Origin of the sequence: Microbacterium ginsengisoli (genome assembly GCF_000956535.1) — a bacterium.
Lineage (GTDB): Bacteria > Actinomycetota > Actinomycetes > Actinomycetales > Microbacteriaceae > Microbacterium > Microbacterium ginsengisoli.
In genome coordinates this window covers 62,117-79,732 of record NZ_JYIY01000077.1, presented here as the reverse complement: position 1 = coordinate 79,732, position 17,616 = coordinate 62,117, and the positions used below count along the sequence as shown (strand labels likewise).

The window sequence follows — 17,616 nt, the reverse complement described above, 5'->3', positions numbered from 1 at the left end:
CGGTCACTCCCCCTCGATCGTGACGGCGTCCTCGCCGTCGTGCTCGACGAGTCGCACGTTGACGCGCTCGTCGCGGGAGGTCGGCAGGTTCTTGCCGACGAAGTCGGGTCGGATCGGCAGCTCGCGGTGGCCGCGGTCGACGAGGATCGCGAGGCGCACGGCGGCGGGGCGGCCGATGTCCTGCAGGGCGTCGAGGGCGGCGCGGATGCTGCGGCCCGAGAACAGCACGTCGTCCACCAGCACGACCGTCTTGCCGTCGATGCCGGTGGCGGGGATGTCGGTGCGCTGCGGCGCGCGGGTGGGATGCTGCGCGAGGTCGTCGCGGTACATCGTGACGTCGAGGGCGCCCACCGGGACCGGGGTGCCCGAGATGGCCGCCAGGTTCGTCGCGATGCGCTGGGCGAGGGCGACGCCGCGCGTCGGGATGCCGAGGACGACCAGGTCGTCGGCACCGCGCTGGGTCTCGAGGATCTCGTGGGAGATGCGCGTCAGAGCCCTGGTGATGTCCGCGCCCTGCAGAACGGTGCGCTCGCTCATCAGCCGCTCCCTTCTCCGCCTCACGGGACGGTGTTAAAGGTTGCTTCGGTGTGTCCAGCCTAGCCGGTGATCGGCGCTCAGTCGGTGATCGGCGCCGACGCGCCCCGCGGCGCGAGCAGCCACCGCACGCCGCGGCGCGCGAGCATAAGCACGATGATGAGCGCGGTCACGAGGAAGAACCCCCCGAGGGCCACGGCATCGCCGAAGATCAGGTGGATGAGCTCGAGGACGACAAGCTTGCTGCCGGGCAGCAGCAGCACCAGCACGACGATGCTGACGACGCGGCGAGGCCAGGTCGAGGCCGACTTCAGTCGCGTGAGCACGGCCTTCTTCAGCCACAGCACGGCCTCGAGCACGAGCTTGAGCACGATGGCGGTGAACAGCGACGTCGTGAACGACTCGGTGATCACCTGCGGCACCCACTGGGCCGTGAGGTTCAGCACGGTGACGTAGACGAAGACGTCGACGACGTGCAGGGGGTCGAGGCGACGGATGCCGCGGGCCGTGCTCACTCGGACGCTCAGACCGACGCTGCGGCGGCTTCGGGGCTCGCCGTCTCGTCGGCGCGGCGGGCGCGGATCGGGTGGCCCTGCGAGGTGAGGCAGCGGCCGGAGGCGAGATCCCACTTCCAATCGTGCAGGGAGCAGGTCAGCACGCCGTCCTCGATCTTGCCGGTCTTGGTGAGGTCTGCGCGCAGGTGCGGGCAGCGGCGCTGCACGACCCAGTCGTCGAGCTCGGTGTCCTCGGTCTGGTCGGACTGCTCGGCGTACCAGTTCTCGACGTACTCGATGCGGTCGCGCGAGAGGCACTTGAGGAAGGTGGTGAGGAACTCGTTGAACTTGCCGGCGCGTCCGACTTCGAACTGCATCGACAGGAAGATCGAGTTCGACCAGTCGATCTCGTGGTCGGCGATGTTCGTCGAGACGAGGTCGGCGGGGATCGTGTACCAGTACACGCACTCCTCCCCCGCGTACTCGCGCACCTTCGCCTTGGGGAAGTCGACGACCATGTCGAGGTCGCCGATGCGGAACCGCACGTTGCCGCCGACGCCGTTGCGGATGGTGCGTGCGCGGCGCAGCAGCGGCTCCCACCACTCCTGGAGCGCAGCGAGCATCTCCGCGGGCGGCAGCACGGCGGCGCGCTGCGCCTCCTCGGCGCGCACCTCGTCCTGACGGGCGTCGAGCTGCTCGGCGAGATAGGTCCACTTGTCGGAGAAGATGCGCTCGATCTCCGCCTCGGTGTACAGGGTCTGCGTCACCTGGATCTCGCTGCCCGCGAGGTCGACCTGGGTGCCGGGCACGAACCGGTAGCCCTTCTGGGCGGGAGAGACCTCGGCCATGTGGTCGAGGAACTGCTGCTGATCGGTGAAGATCGAGTCGTCCTCGAGGCCGTAGCCGTTGTAGCGGAACAGCTCCTCGCGCAGGAACATCGGCGGGCCGGCCATCGGGAAGACGTGCTCGGCGGCGACCTTGTCGATGTAGTACATCGCCCGCTTGTTCTGGGCGTCGCGCTTGAGCCTCGCGAAGTTCTGCTTGGCGTCCTGGGGCAGGTCGTAGACCATCGGCCACCAGATCGCGCCGCTCACCTGGGTGAAGTAGGCGTCGGGGCGGGAGAACGCGAGCAGCTTCTCGAGATCGAGCGGGTGGGCGTCGTTCTGGTTGAGCATGCTCGCGGTGCCGTCGTCGACGCTCAGTGACGAATCGCCGATCGGGCCGTCGCTCGGGGCGCGCAGCGGGGTCACCATGATGGTCAGGCCGTTGTCGTACACGAGGGGAACGCCCGCCTGCGTGTAGACGATGTTCTCGTATCCGAGGGCGCGAAGGTCGACCTCGAGGTCGTCGGTCGGGTACTCGGGCAGGAGCACCCGGATGTCTCGGGGCACGTAGCGCTGCAGCAGCTGTGGGTCGAAGTGGTCACGGTGCCGGTGCGAGACGTAGAGGAAGTCGGCGTTGCCGAACCGCTCCCAGTCGAGCCCGCGGTTGTCGGGGAACGGGAACCACGATCCGAAGAACGAGGGGCCGATGACCGGGTCGCAGAGGATGCTGCCGCCCGTGGTCTCGATGAACATGCCGGCGTGGCCGAGGCCCGTGATGCGCATGCGCTCTCCCTTCCGCAGTCGAGTCTAGGCACGCGGGTGCGGCGCGCCGGGGTGCCGCGGCCGGGAAAACGCGCGGCGTGGGCGCTCAGACGGCGCGCGAGATGCGGGCGAGCACGCCGTGCACGAACGAGCCCGAGCCGTCGGTCGAGTACTCCTTCGCGAGCTCGACCGCCTCGTCGATCGCGACGGCGCTGGGCACCTCGCTGTTGAACACGATCTCCCACGTGGCGATGCGCAGCAGCGCGCGGTCGACGGCGGGCATGCGGTCGAGCTTCCAATCGCGGGCGTGGGTGATGATGAGCTCGTCGATCTGGTCGGCGTTGTCGATCACCCCGTCGACGATGTCGCGGGCGTACAGCCAGGAACCCACGCGGGCGGGCTCGCTCGCCGCGCGCTTGGCCTCCGCGGCGAGCACGGCGGGAAGGTCCTCACCGCGCACATCCGCCTGGAACAGGATGTCGAGCGCGCGCTTGCGCGCCTTCGAACGGGCGCTCACGCGTCAGCTGACGCGGCCGAGGTAGTCACCCGTGCGGGTGTCGACCTTGACCTTCGTGCCGGTCTCGAGGAACAGCGGCACCTGGATCTCGTAGCCGGTCTCGACGGTGGCGGGCTTGGTGCCGGCCGACGAGCGGTCGCCCTGCAGGCCCGGCTCGGTGTAGGTGATCTCGAGCACGACGGACGCGGGCAGCTCGATGTAGAGCGGGTTGCCGTTGTTGAGCGCGATCTGCACCTGCTGGTTCTCGAGCAGGAAGTTCGCCGCGTCGCCGACCGTCGCGGCGGCCACGTTGATCTGGTCGTAGTCGGCGACGTCCATGAACACGAAGCTGTCGCCGTCGTTGTAGAGGTACTGGAAGTCGCGGCGGTCGACGTTCTCGATCTCGACCTTGGCGCCCGCGTTGAACGTGCGGTCGACGACCTTGCCGGTGAGCACGTTCTTCAGCTTGGTGCGCACGAACGCGCCGCCCTTGCCGGGCTTGACGTGCTGGAACTCCACGACGCTCCAGAGCTGACCGTCGATGTTCAGGACGACGCCGTTCTTGATGTCTGCGGTGGATGCCATGAGGGTGCGCTTTTCCGTTTCGTGTGGGTGCGAGGCCGAGACGGCCGACACGAGAGTCTAACGGATGCCCCGTGACCCGGCGATTCCGAGGATCAGCCCTCGGCGCGACCGGTCACGACGTCGAGCAGCAGGTTCGTCGCGCGCACGTAGCCGGCGACGCCCTCTCCGATCACGTGCACGACGGCGACGTCGTGCACGTACGAGTGGTGCCGGAACGCCTCGCGGGCGTAGACGTCGGAGACGTGCACCTCGGCGACCGGCAGGGCGACCCCGCTGAGCGCGTCGCGCAGCACCACCGAGGTATGGGTGAGACCGCCGGGGTTGATGACGATCGCCGCCGCCGTGAGGCGCGCCTCGTGGATCGCGTCGATCAGCACGCCCTCGTGGTTGGACTGCACGGCGGTGACCTCGAAGCCGCGGGAGGCCGCGGCATCCGTCACGAGACGCTCGACGTCGGCGAGGGTCTCGTGGCCGTAGATCGCCGGTTCCCGCACGCCCAGCAGGTTCAGGTTCGGGCCGTTGACGAGCAGGATGCGGCGCGGGGCGGTCATGCGCCGAACCTATCAGCGGCGCGCTGCTGCGCCGTGAGGCGGACGGCGGCGTTCTGGGGGCCGTATCCGTCGTAGTGGCCGCGGCGCTCGACGAACTCGAAGAACACGCCGCCGATCGTGCGTGTGTAGACGTGCAGGTAGGAACCGTCGGCGTCGGCGTCGTAGAGCACGGATGCCGCGCGCAGCCCGTCGAGCGTCGATTCCGGAAGTGCGAACCGGGCGGCGAGGTCGTCGTAGTAGTTCGCGGGGACGGGAAGCGGCGCGACGCCGGCGTCCGCGAGGGCGCGCGCGAGTGCGATGACGTCGTCGCAGGCGAAGGCGATGTGCTGCACGGGCCCGCCGTCGCGGCCCGCCTCGGCCGACAACGGCGGCGCGACGTTCAGGGGGAGACGCACGGCGCCGTCGGGCGAGCCGAAGACGTGGCTCTGCACGAGTCCGGCAGGACCCGGGACATCCGTGGAACCCTGCGGCTCCAGTGCGAAGGCGGCGGACAGGAACAGCCGGGTCTCGTCGATGACCTGCCAGGGCTGGGTGAGGCTCACGTGGTCGACGCGGGTGACGCCGTGTGCAGCGGAGCGCTGCACCGGGCCGAACTCGGCGGCCCACTCCGGGTCGCCGGCGTCGGCCGCCTGGCTCCAGTACACCTCGGTGCCGTCGGGTGCGATGGTGCCGGGCAGGTCGGCCTCATCGGCGAGCCGGCGCCGGTCGACGCGCGGCACCCCCAGGGCGGTGAGCCGGCGGGTGACGGCGTCGGCATCGTCGACGTCGAAGCCGACGGCGGCGATGCGGGGCGCGAGACCCGCGGCGCGCTCCTCGTTGAGCACGATGCGGGCGCGCCCGCTGGTCCACAGAGTGACCGCCTTGGAGCGGTGGCGGCCGTGGGCGGTGAAGCCCGCCGCGGCGAGCACACGGTCGAAGCCGCTCGTGTCCTCGCCCTTGATCTCGACGAACGCGACCCCGGCGGGCGCCGCGGAGTCCGGCAGGAGCTGCAGGTCGGGAACGTCCGGGTCGATGCGCGCGACGGCGTCTTCGAGCCAGCGCAGCGAGCGGCGGGCCTGCGCGGCGGTGCGCACGGGGTCGGTCTGCCGGAAGGTGTCGTTGAACACCTCGAGCGACAGCGGACCGCGGTATCCGGCGTCGAGGACGCGGCGCGTCAGGTCCGCCAGCTCGAACGCCCCCTCGCCCGGGAACAGGCGGTGGTGCCGGCTCCACGAGAGCACGTCGAGCGACAGGGCGGGTGCGTCGGCGAGCTGTACGAAGAAGATGCGGTCGCCCGGGATCTCCGTGATGCCCTCCAGCGGGGTGCGGCGGGACAGGATGTGGAACGAGTCGAGGCACACGCCGACGGCGGGATGATCGGCGCGCCGGACGACCTCCCAGGCGGTGCGGTAGTCGTCGATGTGGCGTCCCCAGGCGAGGGCCTCGAAGGCGATCCGGATGCCGCGGCCCGCGGCGAGCTCGCCGAGGCGCCGCAGCTGCGCGGCGCTGACGTCCAGGTCGTCGGTGACGGCGGTCGCGACGTTGCTGCAAGCGAGCACCGTGCCGACGCCGAGCCGCTGCATGAGCGCGAACTTCGCGTCGGCGCGGTGGAGGACCCGGGCGAACTCCTCCTCGGAGACCCCTTCGACGTCGCGCAGCGGCTGGTAGAGGTCGATGCGCAGGCCGAGTCGTGCGGCCAGCGCCCGGATCTCCTCTGGGCTCTCGGGCGCGGCGATGAGGTCGGGTTCGAACAGTTCGATGCCGTCGAAACCGGCGGCGGCGATGGCGTGGAGCTTGGCGGAGAGGGGCCCGCTGATGCACACCGTTGCGATCGAGGTCTCCATGGTCAGGGAATGTACCACTCGGTACATTCCCGGCGGTATGCCGTTCCCGACTCCCCCGATCCCGCTCGGATACTCTGACGGCGTGAGTGACGTGCGCCGCGACCCCGAACGCACCAAGGCCGAACTGCTCGCGGTCGCGACCGAGGTCTTCGCCGAAGAGGGCTTCTCCGGCGCCCGCGTGGACGAGATCGCCCGCCGCACCCGCACGACCAAGCGGATGATCTACTACTACTTCGACAGCAAGGAAGGCCTCTACCTCGCCGTGCTCGAAGATGCCTATCGCGGCATTCGCGAGGCGGAGCGCGGGATCGACGTCGATCACACGGATCCGCTGGCCGCGGTGCGCCAGCTCGCGGAGCTGACCTTCGACCATCACGTCTCGCACGAGGCGTTCATCCGGCTGGTGGCGATCGAGAACATCCACCGCGGGACATCCATCTCCCGGATCCCGTCGCTGCGCACGCTGTCGCAGCCTGCCAAGTCGCTGCTCGACGGAATCCTCGCGCGCGGCCGCGATGCCGGGCTGTTCCGCAGCGACGTCGACGCGCTTGACGTGCACCTCGTCATCAGCGCCTACTGCGTCTTCCAGGTCGCGAACCGCCACACGTTCGGGCAGCTCTTCGACATCGACTTCACGGATGCCGCGACCCGTGCGCACCTGCGCAGCACGATCGGCGACGTAGTCGTCGGCTGGCTGCGCACGACTCCCTGACACCGGTGCTTGACACGTCGGATGTTGTCGTGTTCACTGCGAACGTACTAGTTAGTACAAACGCTTCGGACGAAGGAGTACCGTGCACAGCGATCGACGCTTCCTGGTCGGCCTCGTCGGCGACGGTGTCACCCCCTCGCTGACCCCGCCCATGCACATGGCGGAGGCCACCGCCCTCGGGATTCCCTACGTCTACCGCCCGATCGACACGGCGCTCCTCGGCCTCGGCGTGACCGAGCTCGGCGAGATCCTCGCCTGGGCCGAGCGCCTCGGCTTCGACGCGCTCAACATCACCCACCCCTTCAAGCAGGCGGTCCTCCCCCACCTCGACCACGTCGACCCGGTCGCCGCCTCGCTCGGCGCCGTGAACACCGTCCTGCTGACCGCCGAGGGCCGGCTCGGCTACAACACCGACACCACCGGCTTCGCCGCGGCCCTGCGTGAAGGGCTGCCGGGCGTCCCCCGGGAGCGGGTCGTGCAGTTCGGTGCCGGCGGTGCAGGCTCCGCCGTCGCCGACGCACTGCTGCGCGACGGCGTGCGCGAGCTGACCATCGTCGACCTCGACATCGAGCGGGTGGCCGCCCTGGCGGTGCGCGCCGGTGAACGGCACCCCCACGCCGAGGTGCGCCCCGGGACGCCCGCCGAGGCGGCCGACCTGCTCGCCCGCGCCGATGGAGTGGTCAACTGCACCCCGCTCGGCATGGCCGCCCACCCCGGCACCGCGTTCGACCCCGCGCTGCTGCGCCCGCAGACCTGGCTCGCCGACATCGTCTACCGCCCGCTGCGCACCGCCCTGCTGGACGCCGCTCGCGAGCGCGGCTGCCGCACGCTCGACGGCGGCCAGATGGCGGTGCACCAGGCGGTCGACGCCTTCGAGCTGATCACGGGCGTGCGTCCCGACCCCCGACGCATGACCCGGCACTTCCGCGACCTCGTCACCTCCGAGGAGATCCTCGCCCGCTGAGCCGACCGGCAGACGCGGCATCCGTTCCTTCCATCCCACCCCTACCCCCGACAACACCCATCTGATAGAGGAGACTCATGTCCACTCCCGCAACGACGCGGAAGACCCCAGTGCGCGCGGCCATCGCGAGCTTCATGGGGAGCGCCGTCGAGTACTACGACTTCTTCCTGTTCGGCTCCGCGGCCGCGCTCATCTTCCCGAGCGTGTTCTTCCCCTCCAACGACCAGGCGGCTCTCGTCATGTCGTTCGCGACCTTCGGGTTCGCCTACATCGCGCGTCCCGTCGGCGCCGTCATCCTCGGGCACTTCGGCGACCGCGTCGGACGTCAGCGCGTGCTCATGTTCACGCTGCTGCTCATGGGTCTGTCGACCTTCGCGATCGGATGCCTCCCCGGCTATGCGCAGATCGGCTGGGCGGCGCCCATCCTGCTGGTGCTCGCCCGACTGCTGCAGGGACTCTCGGCCGCCGGCGAGCAGGCCGGCGCCTCGTCGCTCACGCTGGAGCACGCCCCCGATGACCGTCGCGCGTTCTTCACCTCCTGGACCCTCACCGGCACCCAGGGCGGACAGATCCTCGCTGCCCTCATCTTCGTTCCCGTCGTGGCCCTTCCCGTCGACATCAAGTTCTCGTGGGGCTGGCGCATCCCGTTCTGGCTCAGCGCGGTGGTCGTGCTCGTCGCGTGGGTGATCCGTCGCCGGCTGCACGAGACCCCCGAGTTCGAGCAGGCGAAGGCCCGCGGCGAGATCGCTCGGCTCCCGCTCATCCCGCTGCTGCGCCACCACTGGCGCGACGTGATCCGCGTCGTGCTGTGCGCGACCATCTCGGCGGTCTCGACCGTCTTCGGCAACCTCGCCATCGCCTACGGCGTGAAGGTCGGCCTCGCCGCGTCGCTCACACTCTGGCTGGTCGTCGTCGCCAACCTGTTCGCCCTCGGCACGCAGCCGCTGTTCGGCCGCCTCGCCGACCGCATCGGCCGCAAGCCCGTCTTCATCTACGGGGCGCTGGCCTCGGCGGTGCTGATGCCCTTCTACATGCTGTCGATGTCGAGCGGCAACGCGCTGCTGACGTTCGTGCTCGCCGTGCTCACGTTCTCGTTCGGCTACGCGGCCGCGAACGCGGTCTGGCCTGCGTTCTACGGCGAGATGTTCTCGACCCGCGTGCGCTTCTCCGGCATGGCGATCGGCACCCAGCTCGGGTTCCTGGCCGCCGGCTTCGCACCGACCATCGTGACCGCCCTCGGTGGCGTGCAGGTGGGTGGCTGGGTCGTGACGAGCGTGTTCACCGCCGTGGTCGCCCTCATCGCGGCGGGCGCCGCGTTCACTGCACGGGAGACCAAGGATGTCGCGACCGCCGACCTCGGGGAGGCCCGTCCGGCCCCGGTGACCGTGAGGGAGCACATCGCGGCCTGACCTCCGCTGTCGCAGAGCCCCGACCGCCTTCGGACGGCCGGGGCTCTGCGCATTTCAGGAGCCGATCTCCTGATAGGCCGCGAACAGCAGTGATTCGTCGGGTGCCTGCAGCACGGTGGGACGGGCGAGGTCGTCGAGCACGATGAAGCGCAGCATGGCGCCGCGCGTCTTCTTGTCGCGCTGCATGGTCGCCAGCAGCTGCGGCCAGGCGCCCGCGCGATACGAGGTGGGAAGACCCAGCAACTCCAGAACCGAGCGGTGCCGGTTCGCCACGTCGTCGCTGAGGCGTCCGGCCAGACGCGACAGCTCGGCGGCGAAGACCATGCCGACCGAGATCGCCGCGCCGTGGCGCCAGCGGTAGCGCTCGGCGTGCTCGATGGCGTGACCGAGAGTGTGTCCGTAGTTGAGCACCTCGCGCAGCCCCGCCTCGCGCAGGTCCTCGCCGACGACGCGTGCCTTCATCTCGATGGCGAGCTCGATCGATCGACGGAACGCCTCCGAGCCCGGATCGACGACGGCCGCGGGATCCTTCTCGATGAGATCGAGGATCTCCGGGTACCAGATGAACCCGGCCTTCACGACCTCCGCGAACCCGGCGGTGCGCTCGTGCGCGCTGAGACCGTCGAGGAGGTCGAGGTCGCAGATCACCGCACGCGGCGGCCAGAAGGCGCCCACCAGGTTCTTGCCCTCCGCGGTGTTGATGCCGGTCTTCCCGCCCACCGCGGCATCCACCATCGCCAGCACCGTCGTCGGCACCTGCACGATCGCGACGCCGCGCAGCCAGGTGGCAGCGACGAAGCCCGCGAGGTCCGTGACCGCTCCTCCGCCAAAGCCGACGACCGCGTCGGTGCGGGTGAAATCGGCCTGCCCGAGGATCTGCCAGCAGAACGCCGCGACCTCGACGCGCTTGCCCTGCTCAGCGTCCGGCACCTCGGCCAGCAGCACCTCGCGCGCACCGTCGCCGCGCAGCACCTCGCGCAGCGCGGCCGCCTGATCGGCGAGGGTCGGCGGGTGCACGATGAGCACCTTGCGGGCGGTGGCGGGCAGGGCCTCGGCGACGAGGGGCAGGATGCCGCGGCCCACCGTCACGTCGTAGGGGGTGTCTCCGCCGACGGTGATCGTGGTGGTGCTCATGAAGGGGATCCTTCCGTCCGGCGGGCGCGGTCCCAGGCGACGATGCGCTCGACCACGTCCGACAGGGGGCCGTGTGAGGTGTCGAGGGTGAGGTCGGCGACCCGTTCGTAGAGGGCTCGTCGCTCGTCGTAGATGCGGTTCCAGCGGGCGATCGGGTCGTCGCCGGCGAGCAGGGGGCGATCGTCGCCGACGATGCGGGACGCGACGATGTGCGGGGCTACCGTCAGCAGCACGACGTGATGCGCGGCGAGGTCGGCACGGGTCTCCTCGTGCAGCACCGCCCCGCCTCCGAGCGCGATGACGCCGCCGGTCGTCAGGGCCTCGGCCACCGCGGTGCGCTCGATCGCTCGGAACGCCGTCTCCCCGTGCGCCTCGAAGTACGCCGGGATCGGCCCGTGGTCGCGCGTGATGATCTTGTCCGTGTCGAGGAACGGCCGTTCTAGCGCGCGGGCGACGCGTCTGCCGACGCTCGTCTTCCCGGCGCCCATCGGGCCGACCAGCACGATCGAGGGAGCGACCCCGCTCATCCGAGGGGGATGTCGACGACCGCGTCGACCGCCGCGAGGGCGGCATCGCTCTCCCCCGCCGTCGCGAGCGCGTCGGGGATGTGCGCGAGGTAGGCCTCGAGGTTGCGGCGGGTCTCGTCGACGTGGTCGCCGCCGAACTTCTCGAGCACGACGTCGGCGAGCACGATGGCCACCATCGCCTCGGCGACGACGCCCGCCGCCGGCACGGCGCAGACGTCGGAGCGCTGGTGGTGTGCGGCGGCCGCGTCGCCGGTCGCGACGTCGATCGTGCGCAGGGCGTGCGGCACCGTCGCGATCGGCTTCATACCGGCCCGCACGCGCAGGAGCGTGCCCGTGGACATCCCGCCCTCCGTGCCGCCGGCGCGGTCGCTCGACCGGGTGATGCCGTCCTCGGCGACGAAGAGCTCGTCGTGGGCGGCCGACCCGCGGCGTCGGGTGGTCTCGAAGCCGTCGCCGACCTCGACGCCCTTGATGGCCTGGATGCTCATGAGCGCCTGCGCGAGCTTCGCGTCCAGGCGCCGATCCCACTGCACATGGGAGCCGAGCCCCGGCGGCAGTCCGTAGGCGAGCACCTCGACGATGCCGCCCAGCGTGTCGCCCGCCTTCTTCGCGTCGTCGACCTCCTCGACCATGCGTGCGGATGTCTCCGGGTCGAAGCAGCGCAGCGGGTCGGCGTCGAGGCTGTCGACGTCGTCGGGCGTCGGCCACGGGGCATCCGAGGGCACCTGCACGGGTCCGATCGACAGGGTGTGGCTGACGAGCCGGATGCCGAGCTCGGCGAGGAAGGCGCGCGAGAGGGCTCCGAGAGCCACGCGGGCGGCCGTCTCACGGGCGCTCGCGCGCTCGAGGATGGGGCGCGCCTCGTCGAACGAGTACTTCTGCATGCCGACGAGGTCTGCGTGTCCCGGACGAGGGCGGGTGAGGGCGGCGCCGCGGCCGCGGGAGCGCTCGGTGAGCTCGACCGGCTCGGCGCTCATCACCTCGACCCACTTGGGCCACTCGGTGTTGCCGATGCGCACGGCGATGGGGCTGCCGAGGGTGTAGCCGTGACGCACGCCCGAGGAGATCGTGAGCTCGTCCTCTTCGAACTTCATGCGCGATCCGCGACCGTAGCCGAGCTTGCGTCGGGCGAGGTCGGCCTGGATGGCGGCGCGCGAGACGGGGACACCGGCCGGGAGTCCCTCGACGAGCGCGACGAGTTCGGGGCCGTGCGATTCGCCGGCCGTCAGCACGCGGAGCATTCCCTTAGTCTCCCACGCCGGGGACGACCGCATCCGCCTCTGTGACGGCGGCGCGCATCGCAGCGACGACGCCGGCCTCATCGGGCAGCGGCACCGCCGGATCGCCGTGCAGGAACGCGCTCACCTGCCGCACCGCCTGGTGCAGCAGCATCCCGAGGCCGTTGGCGGAGATCAGGCCCTCCGCCTCCCACGCGCGGGAGAGCGGGGTGGGCCAGGTGCCGTAGGCGACGTCGTAGAGGATGCCGCCGGCCCCCGCGAGGTGCGCGGCCACCCCGGGGGGGAGCTCGGCGTCGGTGGGGATCGTCGCGACGGTCACGGGAACGGGGGTCGCGTCGGCGTCGTCGAACGTCGCCGGGGTCACCTCGACGCCGAGGGTGGCGGCGAGGTCGATGAGCGCCGCCGCAGCCCCGGGGCGGCGGGTCACGACGCTCACCCGGTCGGCGCCGAGACGGTGCAGCGCAACGAGGGCGGAGGTCGCGGTCGCTCCCCCGCCGAGGATGCGCGCGTGCGTCAGCTCGGACACGCCCAGCTCTCGCAGCACCGCGATGAGCCCGGCGACGTCGGTGTTGAAGCCGTCCCAGCCTGATTCTGTGCGCACGAGGGTGTTCACTGCCCCGGTGGTGGTCGCGTCGTCGTCGCGTCGCCCGGCCGCGGCGAAGGCGACGCCCTTGAGCGGCATGGTGAGCGAGAGTCCGCGCACGCGCGTCGCGGCCTCGCCGAGGGCGCCGGGAAAGGCCGACTCATCGACGCGGAGCCGGTCGTAGCTCCACTCCAGGCCGAGGGCGGCGTAGGCCGCGCGGTGCAGCGCGGGCGACTTGCTGTGCGCGATCGGGTCGCCCCACACCTCGCAGCGGGGCGGCGTCAGCATCCCGAGTTCGGGTTCTGCGCGCACCAGGACCGCCACTGTGCCACCGCGGCCTCATGTTCCGCATCGGTGGTGGAGAACACGGTCTCACCGGTGTCGAGGTTGACGGTCACGAAGTACAGCCACGGTCCGTCTGCCGGGTGCACGGCCGCATCGATCGCCGTGTCCCCGGGGTTGGAGATGGGTCCCTTCGGCAGCCCCGTGATCACGTACGTGTTCCAGGGGTTGTTGTCCGCCAACGCCGCGGCCGACGAGCTCACACTGCCGTCGTGCATCTCGCCGTAGCCGTACTGGGCGGTGGAGTCCATCTGGAGCTTCATGCCATCGGCGAGGCGGTTCTGGATGACGCGGGACACCTTGTAGAAGTCGGCGGACTGGCGGGCTTCGCGCTGGATGATCGAGGCGATCGTGAGGATCCGCTGCTGATCGGATGCCGCAACCCCCGCCTGCTGGAGCGACTGCTTCGTGCGGTCGACCATCGCCTTCACGGCCTGCGTCGCGGTGGTGCCGGGATCGAAGGTGTACGTGGCGGGAAAGAGCCAGCCCTCGAGGGAGTCCGCACTGACGCCGTAGTCGGACGGGGTCTTCACCGCTGCCTGCACATCGGCCAGGGGGATGGTCAGATCGTCGGAGAGCGCCTGGGCGATCTGGCTGACCGTGAGACCCTCCCGGATGAGCGCCGTGTTCTGCTGGCGATTCGCGGGGTCCTGGATCGCGGCGAGCGCCGCGGCGGCGGTCATCTGCTTCTGCAGCTTGTAGACGCCGGGCTGGAAGTTCGGGTTCTGCTGCGACTTCACGAGCATGTTGTAGAAGACCGAGGACGTCTTCGTCACGCCGGCCTGGTAGAGCTTCGTCGAGATCGTCATGCCGGTGTCGCCCGAGGCGATCGTGAGGAGTGCTTCGCCGTTGGCGAGTCCGGTGGCATAGTCCGCGGGCTCCTCCCATCCCATGAACGAGCGCACCTTGTCGCCGTACGTGTTCCACACCCACACGCCACCGGCGCCGATACCCCCCAGCAATACCACGACGATGGCGAGGGCGATCCACCCCCGTGCGCGCCGACGTCGCTTCGAGGGCTTCTTCGGCACGGCTCCGACCGTATCGGACGATGCCCGCCCGGTGAAGAGGTCCGCGAGGTCTCCGGGGGCGGACGCTCTTGCGGCGCCGACGGGAGCTGTGCGCTCCGGCTGCCGAGTGACCGGCGGTGGGGTGCTTCCCGACGGAGGCATGGCGGCGGTGGGCGCCGGGGTCAGGCCGGTGAGGCTCGCGGGGTGGAGCGCGTCGGGTTGACTCGGCACGCGCGGGGGCCACGAGGCCGGTGTCGGGCTGACGGGGGCGGCGTCGGGCGCCGGCTGCTGCTGCCCGGTGGTTTCGCGGGTCAGTCGCTCGCGAAGCTCGCGGCGGGTGAGCGGCGCCGTCTCGGTGCCCGGCTCGGCGGATGCGGGCGTCTCGTCGGCCGCACTCGTCCGCGGCCGGTTGGCGGGCAGCTGCGAGTACAGGGTCGAGAACGGATCGTCCGCGCTCTTCTCGTCAGTCATTCGGCGTGGCCTCCTCGGGCGCGGGCACGACGGCCCCGGGGGTGCGCCCGGTCTGCTTCTCGGTGTCGATCGCGTTCTGCAGGAGAATCACTGCGGCGACCTGATCGACGATGTTACGAGACTGTCGCTGCGAACGCCCGGAGCCACGCAGGGCCGCGTGCGCGGAGACCGTGCTCAGGCGCTCGTCGACGAGGCGCACGGGCACACCGGAGGCGGCCAGTTGCGCCGCGAACTCGCGCGCATCCGCCGTCGACGCGGTCTCCCGACCCGACAGCGCGACGGGCAACCCGACGACGAACTCGATTGCGTCCCACTCGGCGCCGATCTCCCGCACGCGGGCGACGGCCGCGTCTGTGCGCGGCACGGTCTCCACGGGGGTCGCGAGCAAGCCGTCCGGGTCGCAGCGGGCGACGCCGACCCGGGCGGTGCCGACGTCGACGCCGATCCGGATGCCGCGTCGGAACCCCGTCACGTCACGCGACCTCGAGAGCCCGAACCGCCGCCGAGAGCGCATCGGGCAGGAGCGCGGCATCCGTACCGCCGCCCTGGGCGACATCGTCGCGCCCGCCGCCGCCGCCGCCGAGCACGCCGGCCGCGGTCTTCGCGAGCACACCCGCCTTGGCTCCGGCCTCGCGTGCGCGGGCGGTGGTCGCGGCGATCACGACGGGTCGGTCGCCGGCCACGGCGCCGAGCACGATCACGGCGGGCTCGTCGCCGAGTCGATCGCGAACGGCGAGCGCCACCGTGCGCAGGTCGTCGGCCGAGCCGACGGCGCCGATCGCGGCGCTCACGACGCGGAACGGTCCGGTGGTCGTCGCCGACGCGGCGAGCTCGGGGGCGCGCTCGGCGAGCTTGCCGGCCTCGAACGCCGCGATCTTCTTCTCGGCGGCCTTCAGGTTGGCGCCGAGCTCGGCGATGCGCGCGACGAGCTGGTCGCGCGGAGCCTTGAGGTTTGCAGACAGCTCGGCGACCAGCGCCCGTTCGGCCGCGAGCTCGCGGAACGCGTCGTGCCCGACGAGGGCCTCCACGCGGCGGTTGGACGCGCCCACCGAGGACTCGCTGACGAGCGAGATCAGCCCGATCTCAGCGCTCGTGGCCACGTGGGTTCCCGCACAGAGCTCGCGCGACCACGGGCCGCCGATGTCGACCATCCGCACGGTCTCGCCGTACTTCTCGCCGAACAGCGCCATCGCGCCGAGTTCCTTGGCGTCCGCGAGCGGCAGCACGCGGGTCGTGACCTCGAGGTTGTCGTAGATCGCGTTGTTGGCGATCTCCTCGATCTCCGTGCGCGTCTCGGCCGACAGCGCCTGGCTCCACGAGAAGTCGAAGCGCATGTAGCCGGCGCGGTTCAGCGAACCCGCCTGCGTCGCGGTCTTCCCCAGCGTGTCGCGCAGGGCCGCGTGCACGAGGTGCGTCGCGGAGTGGGCCTGACGTGCTGCGCGACGGTTCGCGCGGTCGACGACGGATGTCGCGGGGGCGCCGAGACCGACGTCGCCGCGGGTCACCTCGACCGTGTGGCTCACAAGGCCGGGCACGGGCTTCTGCACGTCGAGCACCTCGAGCTCGTACCCGGGGCCGACGATCACGCCCTTGTCGGCGACCTGGCCGCCCGACTCGGCGTACAGCGCGGTCTCCCGCAGGATCACCTCGGCGATCTGGCCCTCGGTGGCGCGGTCGGTCGGCACGCCGTCGACGAGGATGCCGAGCACCGACGACTCGGTCTCGAGGTCGGTGTAGCCGGTGAAGACGGTTTCGCCCTTCGCGCGGAAGTCGCCGTAGACGCTCACGTCGGCGAGGGCGCGCTTGCGGGACTTCGCGTCGGCCTTCGCGCGCGCCTTCTGCTCCCGCATCAGGGTGTCGAAGCCGTCGCGATCGACGGTGATGCCCGCCTCCTCGGCGATCTCGAGCGTCAGGTCGATCGGGAAGCCGTAGGTGTCGTGCAGCAGGAAGGCCTCACTGCCGGCGAGCTCGGTGCCACCGGCATCCTTCGTCTGCGTCACCGCGAGATCGAGGATCGTCGACCCCGACGCGAGCGTGCGCAGGAACGTCTCCTCCTCGGCGAACGCGTACTGCGAGATGCGCGCCCAGTCCTCGTCGACGACCGGATAGGCGCTCTTCATCGCATCGCGCGACGCGGAGAACAGCTCGGGGAAGGTCGGGGCGTCGACGCCGAGCAGGCGCATCGCACGGATCGAGCGGCGCATGAGGCGGCGCAGGATGTAGCCGCGTCCCTCGTTCGAGGGCGTGACGCCGTCGGAGAGCAGCATGAGCGACGAGCGGATGTGGTCGGCGATGACGCGGTAGCGCACGTCGTCCTCGTGCACGGCGCCGTACGGCCGTCCCGAGAGCGCGACGGCACGGTCGAGCACGGGACGCACCTGGTCGGTCTCGTACATGTTGTCGACACCCTGCTTGATGAACGCGACACGCTCGAGGCCCATGCCGGTGTCGATGTTCTTCTTGGGGAGCTCCCCCACGACGTCGAACTCGGTCTTCGAGCGCACGTTCGTGATGGCGTACTGCATGAACACGAGATTCCAGATCTCGGTGAAGCGGCTGTCGTCGACCGCAGGCCCGCCGTCGCGGCCGTACTTGGGGCCGCGGTCGAAGTAGATCTCCGAGCAGGGGCCGGCGGGGCCCGGCTGGCCGGTGGACCAATAGTTGTCCTCGGCGCCGAAGCGCTGGATGCGCGCCTCCGGGAGTCCGGCGATCTTCTTCCACAGCGAGGCGGCTTCGTCGTCGTCCTCGTAGACGGTGACCCACAGGTCGCGCTCATCGAACCCGAGGCCGCCGTCGGCCTCACTCGAGGTGAGCAGCTCCCACGCGTAGCCGATCGCGCCTTCCTTGAAGTAGTCGCCGAACGACCAGTTGCCGAGCATCTGGAAGAACGTGCCGTGACGGGCGGTCTTGCCGACCTCTTCGATGTCGTTCGTGCGGATGCACTTCTGCACGTCGGCGGCGCGCGGGTACGGCGGCGGAACGGTGCCGTTGAGGTAGGGGATGAAGGGCACCATGCCCGCGATCGTGAACAGGATCGACGGGTCGTCGCTGACGAGGGACGCCGACGGCACGATGGTGTGGCCGTTGCGCTCGAAGTAGTCCAGGTAGCGCTGCGCGATCTCGGCGGTCTTCATGCGGGAGTCCTCATGGTGAACGG

General features: G+C 70.7%; 17 protein-coding genes. 3 read left to right on the top strand and 14 right to left on the bottom strand.

Translation table 11 applies throughout. The features are described 5' to 3' along the window. Nucleotides 1–3: 3 nt before the first annotated feature. The 7 genes from pyrR to RR49_RS10775 form a co-directional block, all read right to left on the bottom strand. A complete protein-coding gene (gene pyrR, locus RR49_RS10805) occupies nucleotides 4–537 on the bottom strand; it encodes a bifunctional pyr operon transcriptional regulator/uracil phosphoribosyltransferase PyrR (protein ID WP_045248091.1) in 534 nt (177 codons plus the stop codon). Between the two features lie 77 nt (nucleotides 538–614). Continuing rightward, nucleotides 615–1,049: a hypothetical protein gene (locus RR49_RS10800; RefSeq protein WP_048808936.1), complete on the bottom strand. Its 435-nt coding sequence runs from the start codon at nucleotides 1,047–1,049 to the stop codon at nucleotides 615–617. 8 nt (nucleotides 1,050–1,057) lie between these two features. Continuing rightward, a complete protein-coding gene (locus RR49_RS10795; RefSeq protein ID WP_045248090.1) occupies nucleotides 1,058–2,635 on the bottom strand; it encodes a Rieske 2Fe-2S domain-containing protein in 1,578 nt (525 codons plus the stop codon). An 85-nt stretch (nucleotides 2,636–2,720) separates the two neighbouring features. Further along, complete coding sequence (gene nusB, locus RR49_RS10790) at nucleotides 2,721–3,131, bottom strand: transcription antitermination factor NusB (RefSeq protein ID WP_045248089.1); 411 nt, start codon at nucleotides 3,129–3,131, stop codon at nucleotides 2,721–2,723. A 3-nt stretch (nucleotides 3,132–3,134) separates the two neighbouring features. Further along, complete coding sequence (efp, locus tag RR49_RS10785) at nucleotides 3,135–3,695, bottom strand: elongation factor P (RefSeq protein WP_045248088.1); 561 nt, start codon at nucleotides 3,693–3,695, stop codon at nucleotides 3,135–3,137. Nucleotides 3,696–3,787: 92 nt separating this feature from the next. Further along, nucleotides 3,788–4,246: a type II 3-dehydroquinate dehydratase gene (locus RR49_RS10780; RefSeq protein WP_045248087.1), complete on the bottom strand. Its 459-nt coding sequence runs from the start codon at nucleotides 4,244–4,246 to the stop codon at nucleotides 3,788–3,790. After that, nucleotides 4,243–6,069, bottom strand: a complete 1,827-nt coding sequence (locus RR49_RS10775; protein WP_045248086.1) for a bifunctional sugar phosphate isomerase/epimerase/4-hydroxyphenylpyruvate dioxygenase family protein — start codon at nucleotides 6,067–6,069, stop codon at nucleotides 4,243–4,245. The genes RR49_RS10780 and RR49_RS10775 overlap by 4 nt, the downstream gene beginning before the upstream one ends. A gap of 82 nt (nucleotides 6,070–6,151) precedes the next feature. On the opposite strand from RR49_RS10775, the gene RR49_RS10770 reads away from it, so the two are divergent. The 3 genes from RR49_RS10770 to RR49_RS10760 all read left to right on the top strand — a co-directional run bounded on the left by RR49_RS10770 (nucleotide 6,152) and on the right by RR49_RS10760 (nucleotide 9,154). Next, entirely contained in the window at nucleotides 6,152–6,781 is a 630-nt protein-coding gene (locus RR49_RS10770) for a TetR/AcrR family transcriptional regulator (RefSeq protein ID WP_212742797.1), read from the top strand. Between the two features lie 82 nt (nucleotides 6,782–6,863). Continuing rightward, complete coding sequence (locus RR49_RS10765; RefSeq protein WP_045248084.1) at nucleotides 6,864–7,745, top strand: shikimate dehydrogenase; 882 nt, start codon at nucleotides 6,864–6,866, stop codon at nucleotides 7,743–7,745. 77 nt (nucleotides 7,746–7,822) lie between these two features. Further along, nucleotides 7,823–9,154 (top strand): MFS transporter, encoded by a 1,332-nt coding sequence (locus RR49_RS10760; RefSeq protein WP_045248083.1) that lies wholly within the window; start codon nucleotides 7,823–7,825, stop codon nucleotides 9,152–9,154. A gap of 54 nt (nucleotides 9,155–9,208) precedes the next feature. Here RR49_RS10760 and aroB read toward each other — a convergent pair whose 3' ends face one another. From aroB to alaS, 7 genes are read right to left on the bottom strand one after another with little or no spacing between them, the layout of a single operon-like run. Continuing rightward, on the bottom strand, nucleotides 9,209–10,288 hold the full coding sequence (gene aroB / locus RR49_RS10755) for a 3-dehydroquinate synthase (RefSeq protein WP_045248082.1): 1,080 nt from the start codon (nucleotides 10,286–10,288) through the stop codon (nucleotides 9,209–9,211). Further along, nucleotides 10,285–10,815 (bottom strand): shikimate kinase, encoded by a 531-nt coding sequence (locus tag RR49_RS10750; RefSeq protein WP_045248081.1) that lies wholly within the window; start codon nucleotides 10,813–10,815, stop codon nucleotides 10,285–10,287. Before RR49_RS10750 ends, aroB begins: the two co-directional genes overlap by 4 nt. Next, nucleotides 10,812–12,056 carry a chorismate synthase gene (gene aroC, locus RR49_RS10745; protein WP_045248080.1) on the bottom strand — a complete coding sequence of 415 codons (1,245 nt, stop codon included), beginning with the start codon at nucleotides 12,054–12,056 and terminating at the stop codon, nucleotides 10,812–10,814. The genes RR49_RS10750 and aroC overlap by 4 nt, the downstream gene beginning before the upstream one ends. 4 nt (nucleotides 12,057–12,060) lie before the next feature. Beyond that, a complete protein-coding gene (locus tag RR49_RS10740; RefSeq protein ID WP_342666960.1) occupies nucleotides 12,061–12,948 on the bottom strand; it encodes a shikimate dehydrogenase family protein in 888 nt (295 codons plus the stop codon). Further along, on the bottom strand, nucleotides 12,918–14,459 hold the full coding sequence (mltG, locus tag RR49_RS10735) for an endolytic transglycosylase MltG (RefSeq protein WP_045248079.1): 1,542 nt from the start codon (nucleotides 14,457–14,459) through the stop codon (nucleotides 12,918–12,920). The genes RR49_RS10740 and mltG overlap by 31 nt, the downstream gene beginning before the upstream one ends. After that, nucleotides 14,452–14,931, bottom strand: a complete 480-nt coding sequence (gene ruvX, locus RR49_RS10730; RefSeq protein ID WP_045248180.1) for a Holliday junction resolvase RuvX — start codon at nucleotides 14,929–14,931, stop codon at nucleotides 14,452–14,454. Before ruvX ends, mltG begins: the two co-directional genes overlap by 8 nt. Nucleotide 14,932: 1 nt before the next feature. After that, a complete protein-coding gene (gene alaS / locus RR49_RS10725; protein WP_045248078.1) occupies nucleotides 14,933–17,593 on the bottom strand; it encodes an alanine--tRNA ligase in 2,661 nt (886 codons plus the stop codon). Between the last annotated feature and the right edge of the window lie 23 nt (nucleotides 17,594–17,616).